Source organism: Zobellella sp. An-6 (assembly GCF_052487945.1).
Genome location: NZ_CP199259.1, coordinates 1,526,408 through 1,546,322 on the forward strand (window position 1 = coordinate 1,526,408; position 19,915 = coordinate 1,546,322).

Here is a 19,915-nt window from a genome sequence, read left to right on the forward strand (position 1 = left end):
CTTCTCCGGACGATGAGGAAGCTGCTTGCTCTACTCTGTAGGCTGGCATTCTCGGGTGTGGTGCTCGGGCTGCCAGCCCAATCGTTACTGGTAGAGGATGAAAACATGATAACGGCAGTCCGTCAGTTTTATGGTGAGGCCGCGGCCGGACGTACTCAGAACTGGCGTCATCTTATACGAGAAGGGGAAGCCGCTGACTGGAGCGAACGAGAAGTCATTTCGAGAGTTAATACGTTTTTCAACAAGCTTGAGTTCATTGATGACATCCGCTTATGGGGACGAAATGATTATTGGGCGACTCCGCTGGAGTTTTTGGGAGCAGGCGGAGGAGACTGTGAAGACTTTAGTATCGCAAAATACCTTTCCCTTCTTGAGCTTGGCATAGATGATACCAAGCTGCGGTTGGTTTATGTCAAGGCGTTGAAGCTGAATCAGTTTCATATGGTGGTTGCTTATTATCCTGCACCGGCCGCGGTACCAGTTATCCTGGATAACCTGGAAGGTACCATCAGAGTGGCGACAGAACGTACTGATCTCGAGCCTATATATAGTTTTAATGGTCAACATCTTTGGTTGATGCGAGCCCGAGGGCAGGGGGAATTGGCTGGCGAATCGTCACGGCTATCACTCTGGAATGATGTTAGAGGCCGGATCGATATCAAACAATTACAACGGCCTAATATAAACTTGGACGGATAGCCATGACCCTTTACCGCCAACTCCTGATTACCATGTTGTTGCTTTTTGCAATGCTTTTCGTTACGGCTTATTGGGTGCAGTTCAGTTCAACCAGAACCTATCTGGCTGAGCAGCAGCAGACCACGGTAATTAATACTGCGACTTCCCTTGGGTTGGCGCTGACTCCTTATTTGGAAAATGGCGATGCCCTGGGAGCTGAATCTGTAATCAACGCAGTGTTCGACGGTGGTTTTTATCGTTCGATACGGCTCGATTTGTTGGTATCTGAACGGCAGATATTGAAGGAGCATACGGCTCTGCCGCGCCGAGTGCCGTCCTGGTTTGTGAATCTTGGGCTATTCGAGGGAGCAAGGCATGAAGCGGTGCTCACCTCCGGATGGCTACAGTTGGGACACCTGTATGTGGAAGGACACCCAGGACAAGCTTATTATGAGCTATGGCGAGGGATGAGCAGGCTGGCAACCTGGTTCCTGATCTGTTTTCTGGTAGTGTGGGGATTTTTGGTACTAGCTTTGCGCTACCTGCTGAAGCCATTACACGATATAGAAGTTCAAGCGAAAGAGATTGAGCTTCACCATTTTGGAAAATACATTTCACTACCGGCTACAAGGGAGTTAAGGGAAGTGGTAAGCGCCATTAACAATATGTCAGGGAAATTGGAGGAGCAATTCAAGGAGCAGGCAGAAGAGGTCGAGCGTCTGCGCCATAGGGCATTTTTAGATGAAACATCGGGGCTGGGTAATAGATCTTACTTCGTGTCTCAAAGCCAGTCCTGGATAAACGATAACAGGAGTGGTGCTGCCCTGTTGATATCGGTGGACATACTGGAGCGGATTTACCAGAAAGACGGTTTTACGGCGAGGGACCAGATAGTCATATCTATTGCTGAAATCCTGCGTCACATTATCCAGCCGTTGGGTGAACATACGTTGGCAAGGATATCAGCTTATGAATATGCTCTGCTTGTTCCCATTTCCGAGCCGGATTTTTTGTTACAGTTTGGGGATAAAATAAATTCGTCCATAGCTGATGTGATAGGAGGATGGGAGGAAGATAAATATTTATCCTTTGTCGGGATCACCGTTATTCAATCCGGAGATGATATAGCAAAACTGCTGGCCCGGGTGGATAATGCTATTGGGCAAGCAAGAAGGGAGCATACTAAAACGGTGGTGCTGGATCGTGGCCAGAGCGAAGACAGCATGGGACGTCTTGCCTGGAAGAGTTTGGTAGAAAATGCCCTGCTGGAGGATGGATTCGAGTACAGTGCTCAGGCAGTGCAGGATTTCAGCGGTGTCCATTATCACGACGAATTGTTTGTTCTTATTCGCAAGGGCGACAAAGTTTACCATGCGGGTCAATTCTTACCTGCTGTAGAGCAGTTTAAACTGGGAGAGTCGCTTGACCGCCATATCATCAAGAAAGCGCTCGATTTCTTGTCTGCCAGACCCGAGCTTAAGCTTGCGGTCAATCTGACGCAACAAAGTTGTCACCAACAGTCATTCTGGATTTTTTTGAAAGAACTCGTGGAACGTTATCCAGAGCCAGCCCGGCGTCTGGTGCTGGAGATACCGGAGGGCTCCTTTTCCTTTGATAAGGAAGAGCTCATCTTTGCTTTGGGCAAGCTGAAACTGGCTTGGGGCATAGATCATTTTGGTCGTCATTTTGATCTCTTAAACCGTTTGGGTGAACTAAGACCCCATTATGTCAAGTTAGATCATGGTTACACCAGCCAGATAACATCACCCGGATTTGATGATGCTTTTCTGACAGCCATCTGCCGGTTTGCTCGGCATATGGGAGCTGTCACCATAGCGACCAGGGTTCAATCTCAGACACAAGTGGGTATGCTAAGGAAGCTTCATATCGATGCCTACCAGGGATTTATCAGTCCACCTCGTCATCTCGAATAAAGAGGTGATCCTCTGGCGCTGCGTCACCATATACCGGCATACGTCGTGCACTGTATCAGCGAGGCAGGCTCGTCTCTGCTGGCTCCGTCCTCAGGTGTTTTGCTCTCCCTGACGGGAAGGCGCCGCTTATTAACCCGATCGTTGTCTCGATTGCTCTACATCCGGTCGACTGGTTTTAACTAACTGATCCTAACAGTGCTACATCGACCGGGGCCCGCACGCAGACACGCCGTCAGTCGTGATATCCGCAGCTTTGGTCACTGGATACTCGGTCAGGCCGAAACCGCTCGTCACGGTGAGCAAGCCCGCCCCCTGGCGCGGAGGGACTGCTTAGCGAAACCCAGTCGCTGCCGGTCGTGATCTACCATTCGGAACAGTTATTTAATCGTTCTATTTTTTCGTATATACCGGCAAATTTAACTGCTTATTCGCCCATTTTTTCTGTAGGACGTTCACGCCTCCGAGCTCTAGCCTTAAGGTATCACCGGCGAAAAGGGAAGAGAGCCATGAACACCACCAGAATCGATAAGGCCGTTCAAATCATGAACATGGAAGGCCGGGCATACATCATCAACCAAGATGGGACGCTGCAGTCCGTTGCGCCTGGGCAAGTATTGTTGCCGGGGGTTCTCTTGGTAACGGATGATAATACCCAGATTACTTTCGATGATAATTTTCAGATGGCGGAGGAGGAAGAGCTTGCTCTGCTGGAGGATGACGGAACTCAAGACATCGAAGCGATACAAGAAGCGATTTTAGCCGGCCTGGATCCTACGGAGTTATTTGAAGCCCCCGCGGCAGGCCCGGAAACCAATCCGGCCACCGGTAATGAGGGTGATCTCAACAGCGGTAATGGTGGCTTCGTCGTTATTGACCGGGAGGGGGGCTTTACCCAGCCCGAGTCCGGTTTCTTTACCGACTTTAATCCCATTTCCTTCAACAATCTGGGGGAGTCGGATCTGGAGGCGTTGTTGGCAATAGCCGGTGATCTGCCGGATGGTCCCGGCACACCGGGCGGCGGTGATGACGGCGGCGACGGTGGTGATGGCGGCGACGGTGGTGATGGCGGCGACGGTGGCGACGGCGGCGACGGCGGCGACGGTGGTGATGGCGGCGACGGTGGTGATGGCGGCGACGGTGGCGACGGCGGCGATGACGATGACGATGACCACGATTGTCCTGATCCCGAAGATCCAAAAGAACCGGATTGCCCGACAGATCCGAAGGACCCGAAGGACCCGATAGATCCGAAGGACCCGATAGATCCGAAGGACCCGATAGATCCGAAGGACCCGATAGATCCGAAGGACCCGATAGATCCGAAGGACCCGATAGATCCGAAGGACCCGATAGATCCGAAGGACCCGATAGACCCGAAGGACCCGATAGATCCGAAGGACCCGATGGATCCGAAAGACCCGATAGACCCGAAGGACCCGATGGATCCGAAGGACCCGATGGATCCGAAGGACCCGATAGATCCGAAGGATCCGAAGGACCCGATGGATCCGAAAGACCCAATTGACCCGGAAGATCCGACTAAGCCGACAACAAAGGGTGGTGGTAAAGCGGAAAGCAAGGATAGCGACGAGGACGATTTTGAACTTGGTGACCTGGTCACGGAAGAGGAAGACGATCTGTTCGGCGAGCAGGGACATGGCGAGAATAATTCGCCGTCCCATGTGGATGGGCCGTCGTCAGACCATGTCGGAGAGATGGACTTGCTGGCGGGATCGGGGAGCGGGAATGATTTACACCTGCTCCAGCAGATGCTTGATGACCCATCGATCAGTGTAGATAAGTAGCCAGGGGGCGGCCGACGGCCGCCCGGTTTTACTGCGGAGCCGGTGATGGCAAAGATACAAGCAGTCGTGCTCCAGGGCGTCAGCTATTTCTGGAACGGACAGAGCATAGTGGTAGACGACGGCATCAATCTTCCGTGGTCGTTACCAGGTAATGTTCTGGAACAAGTTGAGCTCTTCGATGAGGAAGGAGAGCCGACGGCTGCCTTCTCCATCGATTTTGAACATCAGCAGTGGTCCCTATGGGGCCAGAGTGGGCCTGGCGAAGTGGTTTTGCTGGATGAAACAGGAGAACGCCAGTCGCTCCTGGCCGTGACGGGAGTGGATGACCTCCTGTTGCAGGATGGGGTCCTGCTTGCGCTGCCAGACAGGGACAATGCCAGCGACAGCCCGAGCGAGCTGGTATTGCCGGACCTCGATGATATCCTGGATGAAGTGATGGACCTGGATGAGACTCCATCTGCGACCGTCCCTGACACAGCGGGACTCAGCAGCGAGCTTATCGACGATGTGATCAACTGGCTGGCGGTGTATCATCATCATGATTGAACCGGTCGGGCCCATCCGGGTCAGACATCAGGTCACTTCCATCATGAGGCAACATCATGCGTATTTCCCCCCTCGGCAGCCTGTCGCTGCTGGCCTTGCTGTTCAGTTCCACCACCTTCGCCATCGCCGTGCCCGACGCTCCCCATCTGGTCACTCAGGGTCAATCCGAGATCCGGGTGGAGCCCGATATGGCGACCCTGTCGGTCTCTGTGACCGCGCTCAAGCCAGAGAGCCGAGCAGCCAAGGAAGAGGTCGACACCAAGGTCGCCGCCCTGTTCAGCAGCCTGGCTAGCCTGGGTATCAACAAGGAAGACATCGACAGCGGCAGTGTCATTACCCGTCCCGATTACCGCTATCCGAAAGACGGGGACGGTCCCGAGCTGAAGGGATACCTGGCCGAGCGGCAGATCACGGTACGGCTGTACGATCTGGAACAATTGAGCCCGGCTCTCAACAAGATACTGAAACAGGGCATTCAGAACATTCAGCAGGTCGGTTACGGCCGGCGCGATGCGGACGAAGTGCGCCGGGAGGCTCGTGCCGCGGCGGTGGCCAACGCCCGGGCCCTGGCCGAAGAGCTGGCGGCGGGCTTCGGTCGCAGCCTGGGCGAGGTCTACGCCATCGAATACCAGGCCCAGGGGCCCATCATGCCGCGTCCCTTCGGCATGATGGCGAAGCTGGCCTCGGCCGAGAGCCTGGACGCCAGCTATGTACAGAATGAAATCCAGTTCAACGACTCGGTACAGGTGGTGTTTACCCTCGAATAACGGCGGCCGGGGAAAAGGAATATTTCCCGGATGCTTCGCCCGGAGCCGGCCGGTACCCTTGCAGAAAGGGGCCGGTGATTAAAAAAAAATTTATAACTTAAAAAAACGTGACCTTGATTACAGAAATTCCCTAAAGCGGATGTTTTTGATACTTTATGGCCCTATAACGCAGTTGTCATAAAGGACCAGGTAATGGCTAACTATTCTTTAGATAAAGAAAAAATTAAAATTTTATTATTGGAAGGCGTGCATCCGGGCACTGTTGATTCTTTCAAAAATGCTGGCTATAGCAATATCGACTACCTGAAGACCTCTCTGGCAGAAGATGAACTCAAGGAACGCATCAAAGACGTTCATTTCGTCGGCATCCGTTCCCGTACCCAATTGACCGAAGCCGTACTGGACGCCGCCGACAAGCTGGTGGCCGTCGGCTGCTTCTGCATCGGCACCAACCAGGTCGATCTGGCGGCGGCGGAGATCCGCGGTATTCCGGTGTTCAACGCCCCCTTTTCCAATACCCGCAGTGTGGCCGAGCTGGTGCTGGGTGAACTGCTGCTGCTGCTGCGCGGTATTCCCGAGCGCAATGCCCTGGCCCACCGCGGCATCTGGCAGAAAACCGCCACCCGTTCCTTCGAGGCCCGCGGCAAGAAGCTCGGCATCATCGGTTACGGCCATATCGGTACCCAGCTCGGCATCATCGCCGAGGGCATCGGCATGCAGGTGTTCTACTACGATATAGAGAACAAGCTGTCGCTCGGCAACGCCACCCAGATCGCCAGCCTGGAGGAACTGCTGAACATGTCCGATGTGGTGTCCCTGCACGTGCCGGAAACCCCCCAGACCAAAAACATGTTCGGGGCCGAAGAGCTGGCGATGATGAAGCCGGGCGCCATCCTGATCAACGCCTCCCGCGGCACCGTGGTGGAAATCGATGCCCTGGCCGAGGCCTTGCGCAGCAAGCATATCGCCGGTGCGGCCATCGATGTGTTCCCGATCGAGCCCAAGTCCAACGATGAAGAGTTTGTGACCCCGCTGCGCGAGTTCGACAACGTCATTCTGACTCCCCATGTCGGTGGCTCCACCCAGGAAGCCCAGGAAAACATCGGTTACGAAGTGGCCGGCAAGCTTATCAAGTACTCTGACAACGGCTCCACCCTGTCGGCTGTCAACTTCCCCGAGGTGTCCCTGCCCGAGCATTCCGGCACCAGCCGGCTGCTGCACATCCACCACAACAAGCCCGGTATCCTGAGCCAGATAGCCCAGGCCTTCGCCAGCGAAAATATCAATATCGCGGCCCAGTACCTGCAGACTTCACCGAAAATCGGTTATGTGGTGATCGACGTGGAAACCGCCCAGAGCGAGCAGGCCCTGAACAAGCTCAAGGCCATCGAGGGCACCATCCGCGCTCGTATCCTGCACTAGAAGCTAGAAGCTAGAAGCTAGAAGCTAGGAGCTAAAAGCCCGGGAAACCGGGCTTTTTATTGCTCAAATTGTCGGTTGTTCTTCTTGGCCGTTACGGGTTACAGCACTTCCGGCCGGATATCCAGCTCGTCCACAAAGCGCTCGACGCTGAGCTCCGCCTGCTTCACCTCGTCGAAGCTGGCCAGGTGGCATACCGCATCCCCCTCGTTGACCAGCGGCATGGTCAGGCAGCCGATGACGATGCCGCTCTTCGGTGCCGTGACCTCGCAGGTGTCGGCGCCCAGGGGCGCGCTGATGGTGCCCAGGCACTGGCCCTTGCTGACCCGGTCGCCGAGCCGGGCCTTGAGATGCAGCAGACCGTCCTGCTCGGCGCGGATCCAGGTGCTGGAGCGGGCGATCATGGGAGGGACGCGAACTTGGCTGGCCACCGGTTTCAGCATGCCGAGACTGCGCATCACGTTGAGCACGCCACGGGTACCGGCCTTGATGGCGAGGGGGTCGAAGCGCAGGGCTTCGCCCGCCTCGTAAAGGATCACCGGTATACCGCTGCTCTCCGCTACCGCCCGGAGCGAGCCGTCGCGGATGCTGGCATCCAGCACCACGGGGGCGCCGAAGGCATCGGCCATCTGGCGGGTGATGGCGCAGTCCAGCTTGGCCCGGATCTGGGGCAGGTTGGATCTGTGGATGGCACCGGTATGCAGATCCACGATGTGGCTGCACTGACTGACGATCTCGTCCACGAAGAAATGGGCCACCCGCGCACCCAGGGAGCCCTTTTCCGAGCCGGGAAAACAGCGGTTCAGATCCCGCCTGTCCGGCAGGTAGCGGGACTTGTGGATAAAGCCGAACACATTGACCACGGGCACCGCCACCAGGGTGCCCTTGAGCCGGGCCGGGTTCACTCTGGCCAGCACCTGGTTGACGATCTCGATGCCGTTCAGTTCGTCGCCGTGGATGGCGGCGCAGATCAAGAGCACCGGGCCGGGCTGCCGGCCGTGCACCACTTCCAACGGTACCGTCAGGGGAGACTGGGTGTAGAGCTGGGCCAGGGCCAGCTGCAGCACCCGGCGGCTGCCGGGCGTTATCTGGGTGCCGGCGATATGGAAGGCCTCCTGCATCAGCCGCGCTCCCGCGTCTTGCGCTTTTTGTGGGCGTGCTTTTCGATGTACTGGATCATCAGCTCTGCCACATCCTTGCCGGTGGCCTGCTCTATGCCCTCCAGTCCGGGGGATGAGTTGACCTCCATCACCAGAGGGCCTCGTTTAGAGCGAAGCAGATCCACCCCGGCCACGCTCAGGCCCATGGCCCTGGCCGAGGCGATGGCGGTCTTGCGCTCTTCCGGACTGATGCGCACCAACTGGGCCTCGCCACCCCGGTGCAGGTTGGAGCGGAACTCGCCCTCCCTGGCCTGACGCTTCATGGCGGCGATGACCTTGTCGCCCAGCACGAAGCAGCGAAGATCGGCGCCATTCGCCTCCTCGATAAACTCCTGCACCATGATGTTGGCCTTGAGCCCCATAAAGGCTTCCAGCACGCTCTCTGCCGCCTTGCGGGTTTCCGCCAGCACCACCCCTATGCCCTGGGTGCCTTCGAGCAGCTTGATCACCAGGGGCGCGCCGCCCACCATGTCGATCAGATCCGGCACGTCGCCGGGCTTGCAGGCGAAGCCGGTAATGGGCATGCCGACGCCCTGGCCGGACAGCAGCTGCAGCGAGCGCAGCTTGTCCCGGGAGCGGCTGATGGCAGCGGAGTGGTTGAGGGAATAGCAGCCCATCATCTCGAACTGGCGCAGCACCGCCGTGCCGTAGAAGGTGATGGAGGCGCCGATGCGCGGGATCACGGCGTCGAAATGCTCCAGCTCCCGGCCCTGGTAATGGATGGAGGGCTTGTTGTCGTTGATGTTCATGTAACACTTGAGGGCATCGATGATGGTGACCTTGTGCCCCCGCACCTCGGCCGCCTCCTGCAGGCGGCGGGTGGAGTACAGGGACGCGTTACGCGAAAGAATGGCAATGTTCATGGGTTTCATCAGGCTTGGCACGGCTCTCTGTTCCTCGATCCGAGGGAGGCTAAAATCAGGCCCACTATCTACGCTATCCGGGGGGCCGGCGCCAACAAGAAAAAGCGGGGTCGGGGTCAAAAATATTCGTTTTGCGGTCAAAGCGCCACTATTGTCGGTTTATCAGCCATCATTGGGAAGTATCCGTTTTCGGCGGCGCCTTTATTTGTGGCGCCCGCTGTGCCTAAATAATAATCCGATGTGAGCGGGCGGCAGCATACTGGCCTGCTGCCCGGCAGACAACCGAGTGAGGAGGAGCCATGTCTTCCATTTCGAAGGTATCCACACTGAAACTGGGCAAGCAGTCTTACCTTTACTACAGCCTGGAGCAGGCGCCCGGCGGCGAGGCCCTGGCCCGCCTGCCCAAGTCCCTCAAGGTGCTCGCCGAAAACCTGCTGCGCAACCTGGACAACGACGGCGTCACTCTGGACGATATCACCGCCATGGCCGACTGGCTGAACGGCGGCTCGAGCCAGCGGGAGATCGCCTTTCGCCCGGTGCGGGTGTTGATGCAGGACTTCACCGGGGTGCCGGCGGTGGTGGATCTGGCCGCCATGCGCGAGGCGGTGCACCGCCTGGGCGGCGAGGTGGAAAAAGTCAATCCGCTGACGGCGGTGGACCTGGTCATCGACCACTCGGTGATGGTGGACGCCTTCGCCGACGACAAGGCCTTCGCCACCAATGTGGACATGGAAATGGTCCGCAACGGCGAGCGCTATGCCTTCCTGCGCTGGGGCCAGCAGACCTTCGACAACTTCCGGGTGGTGCCGCCCGGCACCGGCATTTGCCACCAGGTCAACCTCGAATACCTGGGCCAGACGGTATGGCGCCTGCCCGGCGAAGAGGAGACAGTCGTCTGCCCCGACACCCTGGTGGGCACCGACTCCCACACCACCATGATCAACGCCCTGGGCGTGCTTGGCTGGGGGGTGGGCGGCATAGAGGCGGAGGCGGCCATGCTGGGCCAGCCGGTGTCCATGCTGATCCCCGAGGTGGTGGGCTTCAAACTGAGCGGCAAACTGCGCGAGGGCATCACCGCCACCGATCTGGTGCTCACCGTCACCGAGATGCTGCGCAAGAAGGGGGTGGTGGGCAAGTTCGTGGAATTCTACGGCGACGGCCTGGCGAGCCTGCCCCTGGCGGACAGGGCCACCATTGCCAACATGGCGCCGGAATACGGCGCCACCTGCGGCTTCTTCCCGGTGGACGAGGAAACCCTGCGCTACCTGCGGCTGACCGGCCGCGACGAAGAGCAACTCGAACTGGTGGAAGCCTACTGCAAGACCCAGGGCCTGTGGCGCCGGCCCGGCGACGAGCCGGTGTTCACCGACACCCTGAGCCTGGACATGGGCCAGGTGGAAGCCTGCCTGGCCGGACCCAAGCGCCCCCAGGACAGGGTTCCGCTGTCGCGGGTACCGGAGGCCTTCGCGCTGAGCAACCAGATCAAGGTGGAAGAAGCCCAGCAGAGCCGGCTGGAAAATGAAGGCGGCCAGACGGCGGTGGGCGCCTGCCAACCATTGCACGGCACCGAATTTTCCCTCGATGGCCAGAGTCACCGACTGCAGGAGGGCGCCGTGGTGATCGCCGCCATCACTTCCTGCACCAATACCTCCAACCCCAGCGTGCTGATGGCCGCCGGCCTGCTGGCCAAGGCGGCGGTGGAAAAAGGCCTGCCCCGGGCGCCCTGGGTCAAGAGCTCGCTGGCGCCGGGTTCCAAGGTGGTGACCGACTACCTGAAGGCGGCCGGGCTGATGCCGTACCTGGAGCAACTGGGCTTCTACCTGGTGGGCTACGGCTGTACCACTTGCATCGGCAATTCCGGCCCTCTGCCCGAGCCCATCGAGCAGGCCATCCGGCAGGACGACGTCACCGTCGCTTCCGTGCTGTCGGGCAACCGCAACTTCGAGGGCCGGATCCATCCGCTGGTCAAGGCCAACTGGCTGGCCTCGCCGCCGCTGGTGGTGGCCTACGCCCTGGCCGGCAGTATCAAGGTCGATCTGACCCGGGATCCGCTCGGTACCGGCAAGGACGGCAAGCCCGTCTATCTCAAGGATATCTGGCCTTCCCGGCAGGCCATCCATGAGGCGGTGGAGCAGGTGAAGAGCGAGATGTTCAGCAAGGAATACGCCGAGGTGTTCGAGGGCGACACGCGCTGGCGGGCCATAGCGGTCACCGGCGGCAGCACCTTCGACTGGCAGCCGGATTCCAGCTATATCCGCCACCCGCCCTTCTTCGAGACCATGGGCAAGGAGCCCGAGCCGGTGGCGGACATAGAAGATGCCCGGCTGCTGGCCATACTGGGAGACTCGGTGACCACCGACCATATTTCCCCGGCCGGCAACATCAAGGCCGAGAGTCCGGCGGGCCGCTACCTGCAGTCCCTGGGCGTGGAGCGCAAGGATTTCAATTCCTACGGCTCCCGGCGCGGCAACCACGAGGTGATGATGCGCGGTACCTTCGCCAATATCCGTATCCGCAACCTGATGCTGGACGGGGTGGAGGGAGGAGAGACCCGCCATTACCCCAGCGGCGAGCAGCTGGCGATTTACGACGCCGCCATGCGCTACGAAGAAGAAGGCGTGCCGCTGGTGGTGGTGGCCGGCAAGGAATACGGCACCGGCTCCAGCCGCGACTGGGCGGCCAAGGGCACCCGCCTGCTGGGCGTGCGTGCGGTGATCGCCGAATCCTTCGAGCGCATCCACCGCTCCAACCTGATCGGCATGGGGGTGGTGCCGCTGGAATTCACCGGTGGCGACAATGCCGGCAGCCTGGGGCTCAAGGGAGAGGAGATTATCTCCATCGGTGGGCTGGACGCCTTGTCCCCGGGTCAGGAACTGGAGGTTGGCATCCGTCGGGCCAGCGGCGAGCAGGAGAGGGTGAAGGTGCGCTGTCGCATCGACACCGGGGAGGAACTCACCTACTACCGCCACGGCGGCATACTGCACTATGTGATCCGCAAAATGCTCTGAAGCCGGAAGCTTGAAGCTTGAAGCCGGAAGTAAAACCATTCTGCCCGAAGAGCCGGCGTCGTCCCCGTCAATATTGAGGTAACGGAGGTACGGCACCACATAAACAAAAGCCGGAAGCCAAGTCTACCCACCCACTCGGTCTGCTTCCGGCTTCCAGCTTACGTCTTCCAGCTGTTTTTTAACCCAGGGTGGCGAGGATCACCTGGTCGGGGGCGAAGCAGGCGAAGGCGCGGCTGCCCGGGGCGGGCAGGGGTTCCTGCGCCGGGCGCAGGGCGTGGATATCATGGCCCTGCTCCAGCCGCAAGGTGACTTCGTTGAATTGCTCGCCGCTGGCCACCTCGGTGATGGTGCCGGCCAGGCGGTTGCGGGTGTCGTCTTCCGGCGCCGTTTCAACGGCGACCCAGGGCGCCTTGACCAGCGCCAGCACCTCCTTGCCCGGCGTCAGTCCCAGCCGCCGGCAGCTGCGCTCGGTGATGTCCGCGTAGAGCCGGGCGCCGCCGTCCAGCCGCAGCCGGACCTTGCGGCTGAGATCGCTCGGATCCAGCCCTTCCACCCGGGCGAAAAACTGATTGCGGGCGCTGGTCTGCAGGCCGAAGCGCGCCACCACCGCCAGCAGGCTGTCGAGGGAGGCGGCCTCGTCCTGCAGGGCGTCCACCGCCATCCGCTCTATCTGCGCCAGCAGATGGTAGATCTTGAGCAGCCGCCCGCCGTAGGGGGTGAGGCGGGCGCCGCCGCCGCCCTTGCCGCCGGCCTCGCTCTCCACCACCGGCTGCCCGGCCAGCTCGTTCATCTCGCGCACCGCATCCCAGGCCGACTTGTAGCTGATGCCGGCGGCCCGGGCGCCCTGGCTGATGGAGCCCTGTTGCTGGATTTGCTCCAGCAGGCGGATGCGCCTGGGGTTGACGAACAGCCGACCCTCGCGGTGCAGGCTCAGTAACAGTTCCAGATCCATGGGGGCCCTCATGGCTAAATAAGCGCATTCTGACGCGGGAAGGAGCAAGGCACAAATTATTATCCTGACCCATTGGTCAATTAATTTCGTTGTATTTTTTCTTATATAGCGTTAGAGTGGCCTTCGCTATATACATCTTTATATAACCAAAGGAAGGTCCTGCCATGAACACCAGGTTCCGTTGCTCCCTGCTGGTCGGCCTGCTGACGACCGCGACCTCATTGTCCGCGGACGAGGTGCGGGTGGCCGTCGCCACCAATTTTATCGATGTCATGGGACAACTGGCCCAAGGATTTGAACAGCAGACGGGGCACAAGGTGATCCTGTCTTCCGGCGCGACGGGCAAGCTCTATGCGCAAATCAAGAACGAGGCTCCCTTTGACGTCTTCTTCTCCGCCGATGAAGAACGTCCGCTACTGCTGGAGCAGGAAGGGGTGGCGGTGCCCGGCAGTCGCTTTACCTACGCCCTCGGCAAGCTGGTGCTGTGGAGCCCGGAGCCGGGCTATATCGACGAGGACCAGTCGGCCCTGCGCGAGAAGCGGTTCCGTTTCCTGTCCATCGCCAACCCGGCCACGGCGCCCTACGGCCGGGCCGCCCGGGAGGTGCTGGAACGACTGGGGCTTTGGGATGAGCTCAGCGAGCAGACGGTGCGGGGAGAAAATATCGGCCAGGCCTACCAGTATGTCTACAGCGGCAACGCCCAGCTCGGTTTCGTGGCCAAGGCGCAGGTGTACCGACAGGGGGAGTACGCCGATGGCTCATACTGGCAGGTACCCGACGAACTCTATTCTCCCATCGTCCAGCAGGCGGTGTTGCTGCAGGACTCCGAAGCGGCCCGGGCCCTGCTCGACCATGTGCGCAGCCCGCAAGCGGTAGAGTTGATCGAGTCTTATGGTTACGGTGCCGAGGCCGGGGAACCCGTTGCCCGGCACGCGCACTGAGGAGGACGCATGCTTTCTCCCCAGGATATGGCCGCCCTCGGCCTGACCCTGCGACTGGCGGGGGTGACGGTGCTGGTGCTGTTGATCATCGGTACCCCCCTGGCCTGGTGGCTGAGCCAGAGCCGGTGGCGGTACAAGGCCCTGATCGAGGCGGTGGTGGCCCTGCCGCTGGTGCTGCCGCCGACCGTGCTCGGCTTCTACCTGTTGCTGGCATTGGGGCCGAGTGGTCCCATCGGTGGCCTGTCCCGGGCCCTGGGGGAGGGCACCTTGGCCTTTACCTTCACCGGCCTGGTGATCGGCTCGGCCTTTTATTCTCTGCCGTTCGTGGTGCAGCCCCTGCAGGGTGCCTTCAGCGCCATCGGCCGACGCCCGCTGGAAGTGGCGGCCACCTTGCGGGCTTCCCCGCTGGATTGCTTCTTCTCCGTGGTGCTGCCGCTGGCCCGCAACGGCTTCCTGACCGCCATCGTGCTCGGCTTTGCCCATACCCTGGGTGAATTCGGCGTGGTGCTGATGATCGGCGGCAATATTCCCGGGGTGACCCAGGTGATCTCCATCGCCATCTATGATCATGTGGAGACGCTGCAGTACGCCGAGGCCCATCTGCTGTCCGGCATCTTGCTGGTGCTGTCGTTCAGCATCCTGATGGCGGTCTATGTGCTGAATCGCCGTTTCGCGGTGGTGCACCCATGATGCTCAGTGCCGAATTCACACTTCAGCGACGAAACTTTTCCCTGGAGGTCGGGTTCGAGGTGCCGTTGTCGGGGGTGACGGTGCTGTTCGGACCCTCCGGCTGCGGCAAAACCACCCTGCTGCGCGCCATGGCCGGCCTGGAGCCATGCCAGGGCCGGCTCTGGCTGGGAGAGGAGTGCTGGCAGGACGGCAAGCGACGAGTACCGACCCATCGGCGCCGGTTGGGCTATGTGTTCCAGGAAGCCAGCCTGTTTCCCCACCTGTCGACCCGGGGCAATCTCGACTACGGCTGGAAACGGTTGCCGCCGGCAGAGCGCCAGCTCGCGCCGCAAACGGTGATCGACTGGCTCGGTCTGACGCCCCTGCTCGGCCATCGGGCCCACGAACTGTCGGGAGGGCAGCGCCAGCGGGTGGCCATAGGGCGGGCCCTGTTGACCAGTCCCCGCATCCTGCTGCTGGACGAACCCTTGTCGGCCCTGGACCGGGCGGCCAAGCAGGAGATCCTGCCCTACCTCGAGGAGCTGGCCGCCCAGAGCGGGGTGCCCATCTTTTACGTGACCCATGCGCCGGAAGAGGTGGAGCGGCTGGCGGACAGGGTGATCCTGATGGAGCGGGGACGGATCAAGCGCATCGAGAGTCTGCGTGACGCCCTGACCCGGCCGGACTCCCCGCTCTTCGTCGAGGAGGGGGCGGCCAGCATTCTGGAAGGGGTGATAGGGCCGGGGCTGGACGATGGCCGAACCCCCTTCGATTTCGGTGGGCAGCGACTCTGGTTGGTCAAACCGTTGCGCCGGCAGCCGACCCGGGCTCGGTTGCGGATATTGGCGTCGGACGTCAGCCTGTCGCTGACGCCGCTGGACGGGGTCTCCATCCTCAACCAGCTGCCGATGCGGATCCGCCGGGTGCATCCGGCCAAAGAAGGCCGGGTGCTGGTGAGTGGGGAGCTGGCCGACGGCCAGGGCCTGCTGGCCGAGGTGTCCGCCTATTCCGCCGGCCAGTTGCGACTGGCGGAAGGACAAGGCTGTTATGCCCTGATCAAGGCGGTGGCGCTGCTGAGCTGAAGGCTGGCCCCGCAGGGGCCAGCACAGATCCTCAGGCGCCCTTGCGCACCACGCCCTCGGGGGTGCCGATCAGCAGCACATCGGCGCCGCGTTCGGCGAAGAGGCCGTTGGTGACCACGCCGACGATGGCGTTGATGCGGGTCTCCAGGCCCTTGGGATCGGTGATCTTGAGATCGTGCACATCCAGGATATGGTTGCCGTTGTCGGTGACCACCCCTTCCCGGTACACGGGGCGGCCGCCGAGCTTGGCCAGCTCCCGGGCCACGTATTCCCGCGCCATGGGGATCACTTCCACCGGCAGCGGGAAGGCGCCCAGCACCTCCACGGTTTTGCTGCCGTCGACGATGCACACGAACTTGTCGGCCACGGCGGCCACGATCTTCTCCCGGGTCAGGGCCGCGCCGCCGCCCTTGATCATCGCCATGGAGCCGTCGATTTCATCGGCGCCGTCCACATAGACCGCCAGCTCGCCGACCTCGTTGAGATCGAAGACTTCGATGCCCAGTTGCTGCAGCCGGGCGGTGGAAGCCTCGGAGCTGGACACGGCGCCCTTGATCTGGTTCTTGATGGAGCCCAGGGCGTCGATAAAGTGGTTGACGGTGGAGCCGGTGCCCACGCCCACCAGGGTGCCCGGGGTCACGTACTCCAGCGCCGCCCAGCCGGCGGCTTTTTTCATTTCGTCTTGTGTCATGGCTGTGCTGTCTCCTGCAAAAGTGCCGCGCATTATAGCAAAGGCGGCCCTGCTTGCATGCGGCTTTTACCAGCGCCAGTGCTGGCTCGGGGTGAGCAGCTCGGGCAGGGGCACGTCCCAGTGATCGGTGGGAATGGCTTCCAGTTGCTGGCAGTCGTGGGCCAGGCCCACCGGGCGCGGGCCCTGGCCCCGGTGCCAGCCGGACAGGGTTCTGTCGTAGAAGCCGCCGCCCATGCCCATGCGGTTGCCCTGGGCATCGAAGGCCACCAGCGGGGTGTAGATAAGATCCAGCTCCGACTTGGGCAGCAGCAGGCGCACATCGAGCCGGGGCTCGGGAATGCCGAAGCGGTTGGCGATGAGCGCCGTGTCCGGATCGTAGCGCAGAAACAGCAGGTGGCCCGGGCTGAAGTGGTGTAGCACCGGCAGGTAGACCCGGGCGCCCCGGGACCAGTACCAGTCGATCAGCGGCTTGGGGTCGAGCTCGCCGTCGTTGGCCAGGTACAATGCCACACGGCGGGCCGAGGCCAGGTGAGGGGTGTCGGCCACCCGCTCCGCTATGGTGCGGGCCGCGGTGTCCTGTTCGAGCTGGGTCAGCCGGCGGCGCGCCTGGCGTATCTGCTGCCTGATCTGGTGTCTGTCAGTCATGGCGGGTTCCGGTAAAAAAGAGACTAACGGCAGCTTATCGCAGTCTTCGCCGGCAATGCAAAGCGGCCGTCAGCGGTGCCAGGGGCTGTTTTTCAGGCGCAGGTACAGTTCTTCCACCTGGGTGCGGGCCCAGGGAGTGCGGCGCAGGAACTTGAGGCTGGACTTGATGCTGGGATCCTGCTTGAAGCAGTTGATATTGACCCTGCGGGCCAGCTCTTCCCAGCCGTAGCGTTCGACCAGCTCGGTCAGCAGGGCTTCCAGGGTGATGCCGTGCAGGGGATTCTTGGGTTGCTCTTGGGCCATGACTTCGCCGAAGGTAAGGAGAGGGTCCCCAGGGTGCCGTTGCAGGTGTTAGTCCTTGAACCCTATGGTTCAAGGCGGAAACCCGGTATCTGCCGCAGGCGTCTCGGTCGGGCCGAGCTTGCTCAATAGCAAATAACGCGACTTTCCTTTGCTGTCGATATCGGCTCAGGGACGCCACCCACTGACGGACACCCCAGGGAAAACAAAACGGATTGTAGCGCTTAACCGACTTTGCTGGCCAGCGCTTCTTCTATGGTATGCTGCAGCATCTTGATGCGCTTGTCCATGGCGTCGGCATATTGATTGTTCTTGTCCTTTTCAAGCTCGAGTTCATGGCAGACATTGAGCGCCAGCATGATGGCGATCTGCTCGTTGGAAGCCGACTTGCCGCCCTGCTTGAAGTTGCGGATCCGCTCGTTGAGCATGTTGGCCGCCCTATGCAATGCCGCTTCCTGTCCGGCAGGACAGGCCACCTTGTACGGGCGCCCGAGAATAACGATGTCGATTGCCGCTGTGGTCATGTGGTCCTCAGGTGGCTTGCAATAGGCAATAAAATTGTGGCGACTATATAGTGGCGCTCCAGAAGTTTCAAGGGGTTGCTGGCCTGGGCCGGGCCACAGTGCTAGGATCCGCAATAATATGAGCCACCTTTTATCGCCAATCGAGTAAATGATGAACGACAACGCCCGTCTTGACTATGACGCCTTCACCTCCCTGCTGGAAGAGCACAACATGGTGGCCACCGCCGCCGAGGTGCACGGCGTTATCTGCGGCCTGATCTGCGGCGGCATGGCCAAGGACGATGCCCGCTGGCAGCAGCATTTCAACGATCTGCTGAACGACGGTTTCGGCCTGCCGGCCGAGTTGAAGAAAGCGGTCAACCTGCTGTTCTACCGGGTGTACGAGGACCTGCTGAGCCAGCACCGGCTGGAGCTGCTGATGCCGGACGACGACCAGCCCCTCGACGAGCGGCTGGATGCCATGATGGAATGGGCCGGTGCCTTCCTGGCCGGCTTCGGGGTGGTGCAGCAGGAGCTGAACAAGGCCTCGCCCGAGCTACAGGAGATGATCCAGGACATCAGCAACATCACCCAGGTCTCCGGCGAGTTCGAGCAGGAAGACGAAGAGAGCGAAGCCGCCTACACCGTGCTCTACGAACACCTGAAACTGGGCGCCACCCTGGCCTTCGAGGAGTTCGGCAAGGGCCAGCCCGCCCCCCAGCGTCCCACCCTGCACTGATTCCCGTTACAGCTACCGCCTATGACCCATTTTGACGTGGTAATCAACGGTGCCGGCATGGCCGGCGCCGTGCTGGCCCTGGGGCTGGCCGCCCTGCGCAGGGCCGACGGCTCGCCCTTGTCCATCGCCGTGATCGAGGCCGCGGCGCCCGACTTCGACCTCCATCCCGGCTTCGATGCCCGCAGCATCGCCCTGGCCTGGCACAGCCGTGAGCTGCTGGAACAGCTTGGGCTCTGGGCGCGGCTGGCTCCCCTGGCGACCCCCATCACCCATATCCAGGTCTCCGACCGGGGCCATTTCGGCCGGGTGGAGATGACGGCGTCCGAATACCGGGTACCGGCCCTGGGCTACGTGGTGGAGCTGACCCCGGTGGGGCAGGGGCTATACCGGCAGATGGCCGAACGGCCCAATATCCGGCTGTTGTGCCCGGCCAGGATCAAGGAATTTGTCCAGCAGCCCGATAACATAGCGCTGACCCTGGACGACGGCGTCGCTTTCAGCGCCGCCCTGCTGGTGGCGGCCGATGGCAACCGCTCCCTGGTGCGCCGGCAACTGAAGCTGCCCTGCCGCCGGCTGGACTATGGCCAGAGCGCGGTGATCGCCAACGTGGAAAGCGCCGAGCCCCACCGGGAGCGGGCCTTCGAACGCTTCACCCCCGAGGGGCCCATCGCCCTGTTGCCCATGAGCCAGGGGCGCAGTTCCCTGGTGTGGTGCGCCAGTCATGAGCGGGCGAAGGCGCTGATGGCGCTGGATGATGCGGCCTTTCTCGCCGCCCTGCAGCGGGAGTTCGGTTATCGCCTGGGTCGCCTGGTACGCACCGGCGAGCGCCACCGCTACCCCCTGGTGCTGGACGAGGTGGAGCGGCCCTGGCACCACCGGCTGGTGCTGGTGGGCAATGCCGCCCACCTGCTGCATCCCATCGCCGGCCAGGGCTTCAACCTGGGGCTGCGCGACGTGGCCGCCCTGGTGGCGGCCCTGCGACAAGCCCTGGCCGACGGGCGGGATATCGGCAGCCATGGCGTGCTGTCGGGCTACGGCCGGGAGCGGCAGCCGGATCAGGCCGCCATCGTCGGCCTGACCACGGCACTGGCGCTGCTGTTCTCCAACGACCACCCGGCCCTGGCGGCCGGACGCAACCTGGGGCTGACGGCCATGGCGGCCTGCGCCCCCTTCAAGAGTCAACTGGCCTGGCGGGCCATGGGCAAGAGGTAAG

General features: G+C 61.1%; 19 protein-coding genes and 1 other RNA gene. 12 read left to right on the forward strand and 8 right to left on the reverse strand.

Features of this window, described 5'->3' with window-relative positions:
• Positions 1-12 precede the first annotated feature (12 nt).
• The 6 genes from ACT7DK_RS07115 to serA all read left to right on the forward strand — a co-directional run bounded on the left by ACT7DK_RS07115 (position 13) and on the right by serA (position 7,152).
• The gene (locus ACT7DK_RS07115; RefSeq protein WP_445397693.1) at positions 13-699 is read left to right on the forward strand and encodes a transglutaminase-like cysteine peptidase; all 687 of its coding nucleotides are present in this window, start codon (positions 13-15) and stop codon (positions 697-699) included.
• A 2-nt stretch (positions 700-701) separates the two neighbouring features.
• A complete protein-coding gene (locus ACT7DK_RS07120; protein ID WP_445397695.1) occupies positions 702-2,612 on the forward strand; it encodes a LapD/MoxY N-terminal periplasmic domain-containing protein in 1,911 nt (636 codons plus the stop codon).
• A gap of 506 nt (positions 2,613-3,118) precedes the next feature.
• A complete protein-coding gene (locus tag ACT7DK_RS07125) occupies positions 3,119-4,417 on the forward strand; it encodes a retention module-containing protein (RefSeq protein ID WP_445397697.1) in 1,299 nt (432 codons plus the stop codon).
• A gap of 45 nt (positions 4,418-4,462) precedes the next feature.
• On the forward strand, positions 4,463-4,963 hold the full coding sequence (locus ACT7DK_RS07130; RefSeq protein WP_445397699.1) for a hypothetical protein: 501 nt from the start codon (positions 4,463-4,465) through the stop codon (positions 4,961-4,963).
• A 56-nt stretch (positions 4,964-5,019) separates the two neighbouring features.
• Positions 5,020-5,730, forward strand: coding sequence for an SIMPL domain-containing protein (locus ACT7DK_RS07135; protein ID WP_445397701.1), 711 nt, complete (start codon positions 5,020-5,022; stop codon positions 5,728-5,730).
• Positions 5,731-5,922: 192 nt separating this feature from the next.
• Positions 5,923-7,152, forward strand: a complete 1,230-nt coding sequence (gene serA / locus ACT7DK_RS07140) for a phosphoglycerate dehydrogenase (RefSeq protein WP_445397703.1) — start codon at positions 5,923-5,925, stop codon at positions 7,150-7,152.
• Positions 7,153-7,250: 98 nt separating this feature from the next.
• Here serA and ACT7DK_RS07145 read toward each other — a convergent pair whose 3' ends face one another.
• A complete protein-coding gene (locus ACT7DK_RS07145) occupies positions 7,251-8,270 on the reverse strand; it encodes a succinylglutamate desuccinylase/aspartoacylase family protein (RefSeq protein ID WP_445397705.1) in 1,020 nt (339 codons plus the stop codon).
• Positions 8,270-9,172, reverse strand: a complete 903-nt coding sequence (gene rimK / locus ACT7DK_RS07150; protein WP_445397707.1) for a 30S ribosomal protein S6--L-glutamate ligase — start codon at positions 9,170-9,172, stop codon at positions 8,270-8,272. Before rimK ends, ACT7DK_RS07145 begins: the two co-directional genes overlap by 1 nt.
• Before the next feature lie 299 nt (positions 9,173-9,471).
• On the opposite strand from rimK, the gene acnA reads away from it, so the two are divergent.
• Entirely contained in the window at positions 9,472-12,180 is a 2,709-nt protein-coding gene (gene acnA, locus ACT7DK_RS07155) for an aconitate hydratase AcnA (protein ID WP_445397709.1), read from the forward strand.
• A 178-nt stretch (positions 12,181-12,358) separates the two neighbouring features.
• Here acnA and ACT7DK_RS07160 read toward each other — a convergent pair whose 3' ends face one another.
• Positions 12,359-13,132: a TOBE domain-containing protein gene (locus tag ACT7DK_RS07160; protein ID WP_445397711.1), complete on the reverse strand. Its 774-nt coding sequence runs from the start codon at positions 13,130-13,132 to the stop codon at positions 12,359-12,361.
• Between the two features lie 164 nt (positions 13,133-13,296).
• Here ACT7DK_RS07160 and modA point away from each other — a divergent pair, with 164 nt between their 5' ends.
• The 3 genes from modA to modC are packed head-to-tail and all read left to right on the forward strand — an operon-like array spanning position 13,297 to position 15,824.
• Positions 13,297-14,073: a molybdate ABC transporter substrate-binding protein gene (gene modA / locus ACT7DK_RS07165; RefSeq protein WP_445397713.1), complete on the forward strand. Its 777-nt coding sequence runs from the start codon at positions 13,297-13,299 to the stop codon at positions 14,071-14,073.
• Between the two features lie 9 nt (positions 14,074-14,082).
• A complete protein-coding gene (gene modB / locus ACT7DK_RS07170) occupies positions 14,083-14,763 on the forward strand; it encodes a molybdate ABC transporter permease subunit (protein ID WP_445397715.1) in 681 nt (226 codons plus the stop codon).
• Positions 14,760-15,824 carry a molybdenum ABC transporter ATP-binding protein gene (gene modC, locus ACT7DK_RS07175; protein WP_445397717.1) on the forward strand — a complete coding sequence of 355 codons (1,065 nt, stop codon included), beginning with the start codon at positions 14,760-14,762 and terminating at the stop codon, positions 15,822-15,824. Before modB ends, modC begins: the two co-directional genes overlap by 4 nt.
• A gap of 31 nt (positions 15,825-15,855) precedes the next feature.
• Here the strand turns inward: modC and rpiA are convergent, their stop codons facing one another.
• The 5 genes from rpiA to ACT7DK_RS07200 all read right to left on the reverse strand — a co-directional run bounded on the left by rpiA (position 15,856) and on the right by ACT7DK_RS07200 (position 17,984).
• Positions 15,856-16,515: a ribose-5-phosphate isomerase RpiA gene (gene rpiA / locus ACT7DK_RS07180; protein ID WP_445397719.1), complete on the reverse strand. Its 660-nt coding sequence runs from the start codon at positions 16,513-16,515 to the stop codon at positions 15,856-15,858.
• A gap of 66 nt (positions 16,516-16,581) precedes the next feature.
• A complete protein-coding gene (locus tag ACT7DK_RS07185; RefSeq protein ID WP_445397721.1) occupies positions 16,582-17,160 on the reverse strand; it encodes a 5-formyltetrahydrofolate cyclo-ligase in 579 nt (192 codons plus the stop codon).
• Positions 17,161-17,229: 69 nt separating this feature from the next.
• Positions 17,230-17,463: a VF530 family protein gene (locus tag ACT7DK_RS07190; protein ID WP_445397723.1), complete on the reverse strand. Its 234-nt coding sequence runs from the start codon at positions 17,461-17,463 to the stop codon at positions 17,230-17,232.
• 21 nt (positions 17,464-17,484) lie between these two features.
• A non-coding RNA gene (ssrS, locus tag ACT7DK_RS07195) (6S RNA) lies at positions 17,485-17,666 on the reverse strand.
• A gap of 18 nt (positions 17,667-17,684) precedes the next feature.
• Positions 17,685-17,984 (reverse strand): cell division protein ZapA, encoded by a 300-nt coding sequence (locus ACT7DK_RS07200; RefSeq protein ID WP_445397725.1) that lies wholly within the window; start codon positions 17,982-17,984, stop codon positions 17,685-17,687.
• Positions 17,985-18,135: 151 nt separating this feature from the next.
• On the opposite strand from ACT7DK_RS07200, the gene ACT7DK_RS07205 reads away from it, so the two are divergent.
• Positions 18,136-18,702 carry a UPF0149 family protein gene (locus tag ACT7DK_RS07205; RefSeq protein ID WP_445402296.1) on the forward strand — a complete coding sequence of 189 codons (567 nt, stop codon included), beginning with the start codon at positions 18,136-18,138 and terminating at the stop codon, positions 18,700-18,702.
• Positions 18,703-18,723: 21 nt separating this feature from the next.
• Positions 18,724-19,914 (forward strand): 2-octaprenyl-6-methoxyphenyl hydroxylase, encoded by a 1,191-nt coding sequence (gene ubiH / locus ACT7DK_RS07210; RefSeq protein ID WP_445397727.1) that lies wholly within the window; start codon positions 18,724-18,726, stop codon positions 19,912-19,914.
• The last annotated feature ends 1 nt before the right edge of the window (position 19,915 follow it).